Consider the following 7,375-nt stretch of genomic DNA (forward strand, 5'->3'; position numbering starts at 1 on the left):
CCCTTTAAATGGACTTATAAAGGTATACCTTTGACGGTTTGATATTGCTTAATTATTAATGCAATGCTGTACTAGATCTGATGATAATTATCTAAGATTATGTGAATATGTAAAAGGTTTTTATGATTATTTTGTGTATCCACATTTTTGTAGGGATAATAGGAATATAACTTCATTTTATGATTACACAAGGTACATTAGAGACATTAATAATTGGGGCTCAAGGAATAAGCAAGAATTTGTATATTCTTTAATGAAACAGGAATTTGATAATGCATGCAATATTTATACAAGAGTTTTTTTTGATTTGAGAAGAAATGAAATTTTGATTCCGGGATATATCGTAAAAACAAGATTTTTCGAAGAACCGCGTATTAGAAAAATGCCATCTCCAAAATCTCAGAATGCAATTTATTATATGTATCACATGCAACATGGTAAGAATATTTTAGAAATTGATAATGATGAGGATTTGCTAAGATGGAACAGAATTGCTGCTTATCAAAAATTATTCGGTGCAAATATTCCGTATTGTCCTTATTGTGGGAATAGGTTGAGAATGGTAGAGGTTACAGGACAAAATAGTAAATTCCTTTATGTATGTGATTCTTGCCCCAGAGAGCACAAATGGATGGAAATGACAGATATTTACAGAACCAATATGTAGGAAGGATTAGTACATGGAAAATTTATCAAAAAAGAGAAGGGATGAAATGATAGCCTTCTTAGAGCTGCTTAAGAAACAACATTCGGATGATGATTCGTTAATAGCGATTAATAGGATTGAAAAGGAATTGACCTCAAAGAAATATGGTTTGGTGTGGGAGGAACATCAGGAAGAAGTTGATAAGAAAATGGAAACGCATATTCCTGTATTTTCAGAGATTCCGGAATATGAATTGATTGAAGATGAATATAATACATCTTTTAACTTTCTTTTAGAAGGCGACAATTTACATTCTTTAAAATTATTAGAAAAAACTCACAAGGGGAAAGTGGATGTTATTTATATAGATCCCCCATACAATACAGGAAATAAAGATTTTATATATAATGATGAATTTGTGGGGCGAGAAGATTCGTTTAGACATTCGACATGGCTTTCTTTTCTTTCAGAAAGGTTGCGAATTGCCCATAAATTGCTTTCTCCAGATGGATTGATTTTTGTGTCTATTGATGATAATGAACAAGCACAATTAAAACTCTTGATGGATGAGATTTTTTCAGAAGATAACTTCATTATATGTATGCCAAGAATTACCAAAAAAAGTGGAAAGACAACGTCTGCATATGCGAAGAATCATGACTATATTTTGGTTTATACAAAAAGAGAACAAGACATCTTTGTTATGGAAGAGCATGTAGATGAGGCGTTTAAATATGAAGATGAGTATGTTAGGGAACGGGGAAAATACAAACTAAATCAAACTTTAGATTATGATAGTTTGTCATATAGTTCTTCGCTTGACTATCCACTGGAAATCGAGGGAGAAATATTCTATCCAGGCAGCAGTAAAGAATTGTGGGAAGAAAGACAGAAGGGAAACCATAGACGTGCTGATTGGGCATGGAGATGGAGCAAAAAACTCTTTCAATTTGGATATGATAATGGATTTGTTGTTATAAAGAGGAAAAAGGATGGCTCTGCAAGAATATACACAAAAACATATCTGAACGCAAAAATTGGAAAGGATAGCAATGGCAATTTTGTCATTGAATATAACAAAAGAGTTAAGGCGACCAGCTCATTAGAATATATTGATAATAAATACTCGAATGACAATGCAAAGAAAGATCTTTCCCTATTTGGATTAGGCGATAAATTTGATTATTCTAAACCGGTAGAGCTTATTAAAAAGCTGGTAAAAGCATATTATAAAAATGATGCATTGATATTAGATTTTTTCGCCGGATCGGGAACAACTGCACAAGCGGTGCTAGAACTAAATGAAGAAGATGGGGGCTCTCGCAGATTTATTGTCTGCACAAATAATGAAAATAATATTTGCCAGGAAGTTACTTATCAGAGAATAAAGACTGTTTTGACTGGAAGAATGGCATCTGGTTGCGAATACAAAAAAAGAGTAAAAGGTAATTTGAAGTACTATAGAACAGATTTTGTAGACAAAAATTCTGATGAATTGGTAGATGAATTGCTTGAACATATAGTAGAGATGATTCAGTTGGAATACGGAGTAAGTATTAATAATTCTCAGTATCTAATTGTCATGGATGATGACGAAATGGATGATTTAGAGACGAATTATAATTCTTATAAGAATTTGAAAGCAGTGTTCTTAAATCAAGATGTATTGCTGTCTACTTCACAGGAACGAATGCTCCAGAATGTTGATACATTTATAATTCCGGACTATTACTTTGATTTCGAACTAAGGGAGGCTGGAGAATTATGGTAAATGGAATAATGGATTTTGAATTCCAGGATAATTGCGTTGAGTTCCTGATTGACAAGACATTGGATCCTGCAAGTAAGCAGGTTATCACAGTCAAAGCACCTACGGGGGCTGGTAAAACTGTCATGCTCATTAAATATGTAGATGAGTATCTTAAGAATACAAGTGGAAATACCGCTTTTGTATGGCTATGCCCAGGTAAAGGTGATCTTGAACAACAGAGTATGGATAAGATGAGTGAGCTTACTCCACAGAGAGATACTAGGAATCTCTTGTATTCTATGCTTATGGGCTTTGAAGGAGGTAGTGTTACTTTTATCAACTGGGAACTTGTTACTAAGAAGGGAAACACTGCACTTAAAGATGGTGAAAAAGCAAACTTGTTTGAAACGATTGCCGCTGCCCATAGGGATGGAATTCAATTTGTTGTTATTATCGATGAAGAACATCTCAATAATACGAAGAAGGCGGATGATATTATTAGAGCATTTGCTGCAAAGAATATTATTCGTGTGTCTGCAACAGCGCAGAAGGTAGCACATCATGAATACTATGAAATTCCGGAAGATGAGGTTATCAATGCAGGACTTATTACACGGGCAATCTATGTAAATGAAGGCGTTGATGAGAAAAAACAGATCACAAATGATTATGAGTACCTTCTTGAGTTGGCTGACGAAAAGAGAAAAGAAATTCAGGCTGGATATGATGCAATCAAAACAAAGATTAGGCCACTTGTGCTTATTCAGTTTCCGATGGGACAACCAGAAACGATTGCAGGTGTAGAAGCCAAGCTTGAAAGTATGGGATATACCTACGATAATGGCATGGTTTCAATTTGGATGAGTGATATAAAGAGAAATATTGATGATCTTACAGGAAATGATGGTTCACCAGCATTTCTTTTAATGAAACAGGCCATTTCTACCGGATGGGATTGCCCGAGAGCAAAGATTCTTGTAAAGCTTCGCGAGGGCGGTAGTGAAGATTTTCAGATTCAGACAATTGGTCGAATTAGACGTATGCCTGAAAAAAAGCACTATGGATTGAACACGCTTGATTATTGTTATATCTATACATTAGATAGCCATTACAAGATGGGGCTTATGTCATCAATGGATAAGGCTTACCAGGTTAGGAGATTATTTGTGCGTGATGAGGCAAAAGATTTTGTTCTAACCAAGGAACTTCGAAATCTTGACTTTGACGGACTTGGAGAGAGAGAAACGTTAGAAAAAGTATATGAGTATTTTAAAAAGAAGTATAGTCTTGGAAGTGATATGCGTATAAATCGGGAGAATCTTGAGGCTTGCGGATACAATTTTGATCATGAAATAGATAGTAAGATACTACAAGGTATATTCCGAACAACTGAAGAATTAGCTTCAGGAGTAGGAAAGAACAATGTAACAATCAAAACTGCAGTAAATACTCATTCTCATGGTATTTATTTGTTGCATTCCGTTGATGAGATTAAGAAGGTTACAGGCTTGCAATCGCAGAAGGTGAAGAATATTCTTCGTAGAATGTTCAGCAAAGGGAAGAAAACAAAGTACAAATTCGTTGCATTGGAAAATTCAGATTTCTATGCATTTATCATTAATAATGTTAAGCAGTTGAAGATTGACTTTAAAGGATGCACTGCTCAGATGGGCGGAAGACAGATGTCATTCGTTCTTGAGCCAAAGCAGGCGGAGTTTTCTATTCCAGAGATGGAAATATATAAGTATAGCGAAGTGAAGAAACGACAGCTTATGCGTTTGAATGCCTATCTGGAATATACCAATGAATTTATTACTGACAAGACTCGAAGTATGCCAGAGAGATTATTTGAAAGATATTGTGAAACAAGACCGGATAGAATTGAGTGGGTATATAAAAACGGTGATACAGGGCAGCAATATTTATCAATAGTATATCTGGACGGTTTCTTAAAGCAGTGGCTGTTTTATCCGGATTATATAGTTAAAACGAATGATGGTCAGGTTTGGTTGATAGAGACAAAAGGTGGAGAAGTAGCTGGGCATAGTAAGAATATTGATATTCAAGTAGAAAATAAATTCATTGCTTTCAAACAGTATGCCGAAAAGTACAAGCTTAATTTTGGTTTTGTGAGAGACATTAATGAGGATTTATTTATCAATAATACAGAATATCACGAGGATATGTCTCATGATAGTTGGAGGCCACTTAGTGATTTACTTTGATTTTCAATAAGGGGTGGAAATAATAAATTGGGGGTATGATTGTTGCAGACATTATATATATTCGGCAATGGTTTTGATATAGCACATGGAATAAGAACGCCATATGCAGCTTTTAGAGAATTTTTGAAAGAGAATCATGAGTCTTTTTTAACTACTTTCGAAAGTATGTATAATATTCAACCCTTAGATGATACGGAACCCTGGTATACGAAAGAGGCTCAAGAAAGATGGGATAAGTCGGTTATTAATGATTTGTGGTGGAGTTTTGAAGAAAAAATAGGGCATCCGGATGTTGAGGGAATGTATGATTCTGCTTATTCTATGGTAGATACAATGCCTATGGAGGGCATAATTGATACTATGAATGTATACTGGAGGGAACAATACAGATTTGTAGATAAACTCCAAAAGTACGTATTAGAATGGTTACAAACTATTGATACATCCCAAGCTATGTGTAAAAAAGATAGTCTCATTAATAACAGAAATGATCTGTTTATGAGTTTTAATTACACAGATACTCTTGAAAAGGTTTATGGCATAAAAGACGTACTTCATCTGCATGGAGGTATCCCATCATGTTGTGAAATAGCCCCTATAATGGGACATGGAAATAAGTACATAATTGATTTATATCGCAGGAAAGCAAAAGAGGCGCAGGAGGAATATGTTGAATGGTATGAAAGCATATGTAATGCAATTGCTGATTTTTGTGAGTCGTTGTATAAGGATACGGATGCGATAATAAGTGAGAATGATGATTTCTTTTCAGCTTTGAGGGATGTTAATCAAGTTGTATGTCTGGGATTGTCTTTTGGAGATGTTGATGTTCCATACCTTGATAGAATTGAATATGAAGTTCGTCCAGAAACAAAATGGTTGGTTTACTATCATAGTGATGAGGATCTTAAGCGCCTGAAAAGCGTTTTTGGAATTACGGGTATTTCAAGAAAGTTTGAAGTATACTTTCGTAAAAGTGATAACTTCTGGGACAGGTGAAAGTAGGTGACTTCTTTGGAATTAATAGATGAGATTGAAGAACTAATTATGATGCATCAGGAAGGTCCTTATTGGGATTTCAAGCGGGAGTGGTATGATGATAGTAAGGATGGAGATCTGCTTATTGATATAATTTGTATGGCTAATAATCTGGTGGATAGAGATGCGTATATTATTATTGGTGTCAACGAAGAATGTGATTATGCTATACAGGATGTGTCACAGGATGCAAATCGTAGAAATACTCAGATGCTTACGGATTTTATCAGAGGTAAGAAATTTGCAGGTGATTTTCGCCCGGTTGTTACTGTGGAGCAAGTACACTTGGATGGTGGACTGGTAGATGTTATTGTGGTTCATAATAGTATAAATACACCATATTACTTAAAAGAAAAGTATAAGGGAATATTTGCTAATAATATTTATGTAAGGCTTCAAGATAGTAATACACCCGTTGATAAATCTGCAGATTTTCATCATGCTGAGTATCTTTGGAAGAAAAGGTTTGGAATGCTGCTTTCACCAATTGAAAAAGTGAAGTTGTATTTGAAGCATCCTGAACATTGGGCAAATAGTCCATCAAGCGAAGATAAGAAATACTATAAGTATGCTCCGGAATTTACGATTGATCATACTTATGAGCCGGAGGATGACAGGACTGGTTATGAGTACTATTTGTTTGCACAGACCGATTCAAGACCGCATTGGAGTGAAATAAGAATATGTTATCACCAGACTGTTCTGGCAGAGCTTGGTGGTGTGATTCTTGATGGCGGGAGGTATTTTACAGCAACACCGGATAGAGATGGAATATCGCTTACAGAATATCATAACTGGGATGTGCCGTATCGTTATATGGTAAAAGGAAGGCTAAATCATTTGGTGCATGAATTTTATTATGTAGATGATGGTGATGAAGCGCGGCATTCACATAATGAGTATGAAGGGTGTATTTTAATATTTGAGGATGAAAAAGAGCATCAGCGATTCAGGATATATGTCAGAGAAAATTGGTATAGAAAAGATGCATTTGCAAATGATATATGGATTCCTCATATGGAACAACTACCAGGTTATAATATGGATGCATTTCGCGAAGAGTATCTGAACATGCAGATTCTTAGAAAGATGCTTGAAGAGTTTAGAAAAAATGATAATACAAAGAATTGATGTATTAAGCGGCCTCTGGCAAATATGATATGCTCCCTTTTAGGGAGACAAGTGAAATAATAAAACTTGCTGCTTGAAAGGGGGCATTTTTATTGGAAAGAAAAGTAAGAATTAGTCCAGACCAGCAAATTAATGTGGTGAGAGCCTATCTGGAAGGAGATGAATCGTAAGCGCTTAATTTTCAGGTATTACCAGAAAAATATCCGACTACTTTTCAGCAGTCGGAGTACCTTGACAATTCACATATAATTGATTATTCGTTGGAGTTTTCTACCAGTCGTTTGAGTTCCGCCTTGACATCTTCATTCCATGGAGCCAGCTGATCCAGCTCCTCGTCACTCATACTATCATTAGGCTGTTTCTCAAGTAGATAAGTCAGATAGTGATAGACGTTTACTCCATTTGCCTTTGCCATTTCTACCATAGTATAAACAATGGCACTGGCCTGTGCACCGTTCGGAGTATCACAGAACAGCCAGTTTTTACGGTTATGTTCTACAGAGCATAACCGCAATTATGCTGTGAGCAGAATTATGTTCTGTAGTGCCGCATAATCCTTTGAATTCACTACACGGTACTGTTTTT

General features: G+C 35.5%; 5 protein-coding genes and 1 pseudogene. 5 read left to right on the forward strand and 1 reads right to left on the reverse strand.

Annotation, left to right across the window (positions count from 1 at the left end; translation table 11 throughout):
* Positions 1–307 precede the first annotated feature (307 nt).
* The 5 genes from ACESZH_RS23330 to ACESZH_RS23350 are packed head-to-tail and all read left to right on the forward strand — an operon-like array spanning position 308 to position 6,790.
* Positions 308–667: a hypothetical protein gene (locus tag ACESZH_RS23330; RefSeq protein ID WP_373219467.1), complete on the forward strand. Its 360-nt coding sequence runs from the start codon at positions 308–310 to the stop codon at positions 665–667.
* 13 nt (positions 668–680) lie between these two features.
* Complete coding sequence (locus tag ACESZH_RS23335) at positions 681–2,417, forward strand: site-specific DNA-methyltransferase (RefSeq protein ID WP_368211178.1); 1,737 nt, start codon at positions 681–683, stop codon at positions 2,415–2,417.
* Positions 2,411–4,621 (forward strand): DEAD/DEAH box helicase, encoded by a 2,211-nt coding sequence (locus tag ACESZH_RS23340; protein ID WP_373219468.1) that lies wholly within the window; start codon positions 2,411–2,413, stop codon positions 4,619–4,621. The genes ACESZH_RS23335 and ACESZH_RS23340 overlap by 7 nt, the downstream gene beginning before the upstream one ends.
* Positions 4,622–4,663: 42 nt before the next feature.
* Positions 4,664–5,620: a bacteriophage abortive infection AbiH family protein gene (locus tag ACESZH_RS23345; protein WP_373219470.1), complete on the forward strand. Its 957-nt coding sequence runs from the start codon at positions 4,664–4,666 to the stop codon at positions 5,618–5,620.
* Between the two features lie 15 nt (positions 5,621–5,635).
* Positions 5,636–6,790 (forward strand): helix-turn-helix domain-containing protein, encoded by a 1,155-nt coding sequence (locus tag ACESZH_RS23350; RefSeq protein ID WP_373219472.1) that lies wholly within the window; start codon positions 5,636–5,638, stop codon positions 6,788–6,790.
* Positions 6,791–7,043: 253 nt separating this feature from the next.
* Here the strand turns inward: ACESZH_RS23350 and ACESZH_RS23355 are convergent.
* Positions 7,044–7,277 (reverse strand): annotated as a pseudogene (locus tag ACESZH_RS23355) (transposase domain-containing protein); the annotation flags it as partial.
* Positions 7,278–7,375: the final 98 nt, after the last annotated feature.

Origin of the sequence: Ruminococcus sp. 5_1_39BFAA, from assembly GCF_964240875.1 — a bacterium.
Lineage (GTDB): Bacteria > Bacillota > Clostridia > Lachnospirales > Lachnospiraceae > Blautia_A.

Bases quoted from the DNA above. Each gene is read 5' to 3' on its own strand.
- ACESZH_RS23335 (WP_368211178.1), top strand. From the start codon at position 681: ATGGAAAATTTATCAAAAAAGAGAAGGGATGAAATGATAGCCTTCTTA.
- ACESZH_RS23340 (WP_373219468.1), top strand. From the start codon at position 2,411: ATGGTAAATGGAATAATGGATTTTGAATTCCAGGATAATTGCGTTGAG.